Origin of the sequence: Ruminococcus turbiniformis (assembly GCF_020687545.1) — a bacterium.
In the GTDB taxonomy this organism is placed as follows: Bacteria; Bacillota; Clostridia; order Lachnospirales; family Lachnospiraceae; genus Mediterraneibacter; species Mediterraneibacter turbiniformis.
Window position 1 is genome coordinate 1 of record NZ_JAJEQX010000078.1, and the last position, 2239, is coordinate 2239.

The window sequence follows — 2239 nt, forward strand, 5'->3', positions numbered from 1 at the left end:
CGTTTGGTTGTGCCGGATAACCTCAAGACCGGAGTAACCAAGAATACCCGTTATGAAACCGTCATTCCCAGAGCCTACCAGGAAATGGCCGATCATTACGATACGGCGATTGTCCCGGCCCGGCCAAAGGCTCCTGACGACAAACCAAATGCAGAGGGTTCCGTGAAGTTTGCCACGACCTGGATCCTTGCCGCCATCAGGAATTATCACTTCCTCTCTTTTGAAGAGGCTTATGCCACCGTAAAAGAGAAGCTTGAGGCTCTGAACAATAAGTCTTTCAAGACCCGGAAAGGGAACCGCCACACGGCATATGAAGAGGAAGAACGCAGTTTTATGCATCCGCTTCCTCCCGCACCGTACGAGCTGGCTACATGGAGCACAGCGAAGATCCACAACGACTATACGATCACCGATGGCCTCAATCGTTATTCGGTGCCCTTTGACCTGATCGGCGAGACCGTAGACATCCGCACTACAAGAGATACCGTGGAAGTGTTCTTCCGTGGCGGACGCGTTGCTTCCCATGTGCGCTTAAAAAAGGCCCAGCGCGATGCTGTTATGGTGCCGGGACATATGCCGGAAGCACACCGCAGATACCTCTCTTACAACAAAGACGCTTTCCTCTCATGGGCTGAGTCGGCAGGCTCCTCTGTTTCCGCAGTGATCCGTCAATTCCTGGAAGCCGGGAAGGAGCCGGAGCAGGGCTATAAATACTGTGTAAGCCTTATGAAGGCTGCAGACAGATATGGCCTTGCCCGTGTGGATGCCGCCTGTGAACGTGCATTAGCCTTTTCATCGACACCTGCGCTGAGGAGCATCCTCACCATTCTCAAAAACGGACAGGATAAGATTCCCCTCAATCAAGCCGCTGAAGCACCTGTGCCGAAAAATGGCACCCGCCATGGGATCACACGAGGCGCTGATGCTTTCCGGAAAGGGGGTGCAAACATATGATCAACCAGTCAACGATTGATACCCTCAAGCAGATGCGGTTCTCAGCCATGGCCAAAGAACTGGAGTCCCAGCTGAGCGATCCTGATACCTACAGCAGTCTCGGCTTCGAGGAGCGGATCGCTCTCCTGGTCGATGCAGAGTGGAACCGCCGCCAGGCCAATAAGCTCGCCAAATGCATCCGTGATGCCGGATTTTCAGCGCCAAATGCTTGTATGGAAGAGATCGAATACCATCCGGACCGTAAGCTGGACAAGACGCAGCTGACACGCTTCTCCACCTGCAAGTATATCGATGACGGGCGGCATATCATCCTGAGTGGTGCCTGCGGCAGCGGCAAGACGTACATTGCATGTGCACTTGGCAATGCTGCCTGCAGAAAATTTAAAAAAGTACGTTACGTACGCCTTCCTGAGCTTCTGGAAGAACTGAATGTCGCTAAGGGCACCGGTGAATTCCGGAAAACCATTGCTTCTTACCTGAAAGTGGATCTTCTCATCCTTGATGAATGGCTCATCCGCCCGTTGGTACAGCAGGAATCCTATAACCTGCTTGAGGTTGTGGAAGCACGGATCAAAAGCCAGAAGGGATCCATGATCTTCTGTTCCCAGTATCATACGGACGAATGGTATGGCAGGCTCGACCCCGCATCAGCGGAAGGGAGCCCGATTTCCGAAGCGATCATGGACAGGATCATCCACAACGCCTATGACGTTTTTATTGATGGCCACGTCTCCATGCGAAAACGCCATGGGATCCAGACATCCGGAGAGGATGGTGATGGCAAATGATCCGGGATGATTACACCGCATGGGACGAATGCCCCGATGTTGATAACTGCGAACTGATCCAATCCTTCCTGGAACTCGTAGACTCCATGGTGAAAGACATCCAGCATCTGAAAGCTGAGACCGTAAAGGCCAGATATGAATTGAGCCAGAAGCTTGATCCGGAACATCAGTGGACCACTGGAGCTGATATTCTTTCTGATCTGGATACCCCGCATTACGATAACCTGGCGTACCAGGAGTACATGAGGATCTACTATGATGGCGGAGATCCAATGTCATTTAAGGAGCATGTGGATTCCATGATAAGGATTGCCCAGGGTCAGGATGACGACCGGTATTAAGTTGTCAAAGTAATAATCTATAGTCAACAGCGTATGCGCTGGAATGACTCTATGTAAGATGTCCTGAAAACATCAGGTCATCGGCTGTGGAGTCAACGCTCCATCAGCACGGAATGCGTTTGCTTTGTTTAGCTGTCATTCATCTGGCAGGATGGC

General features: G+C 51.7%; 3 protein-coding genes. All 3 read left to right on the plus strand.

The annotated features are described in order from the left end of the window. A partial coding sequence (locus LKD70_RS18330; protein ID WP_407691004.1) for a Mu transposase domain-containing protein occupies positions 1–954 on the plus strand: 954 nt, incomplete at its 5' end. Beyond that, on the plus strand, positions 951–1742 hold the full coding sequence (locus LKD70_RS18335) for an ATP-binding protein (protein ID WP_033125733.1): 792 nt from the start codon (positions 951–953) through the stop codon (positions 1740–1742). The genes LKD70_RS18330 and LKD70_RS18335, both read left to right, overlap by 4 nt. Beyond that, the gene (locus tag LKD70_RS18340; protein WP_033125732.1) at positions 1739–2083 is read left to right on the plus strand and encodes a hypothetical protein; all 345 of its coding nucleotides are present in this window, start codon (positions 1739–1741) and stop codon (positions 2081–2083) included. The genes LKD70_RS18335 and LKD70_RS18340 overlap by 4 nt, the downstream gene beginning before the upstream one ends. Positions 2084–2239: the final 156 nt, after the last annotated feature.

Excerpts from the sequence above, each read along its gene's own strand:
- LKD70_RS18335 (WP_033125733.1), top strand. The coding sequence starts at position 951 with ATGATCAACCAGTCAACGATTGATACCCTCAAGCAGATGCGGTTCTCA.
- LKD70_RS18340 (WP_033125732.1), top strand. The coding sequence starts at position 1,739 with ATGATCCGGGATGATTACACCGCATGGGACGAATGCCCCGATGTTGAT.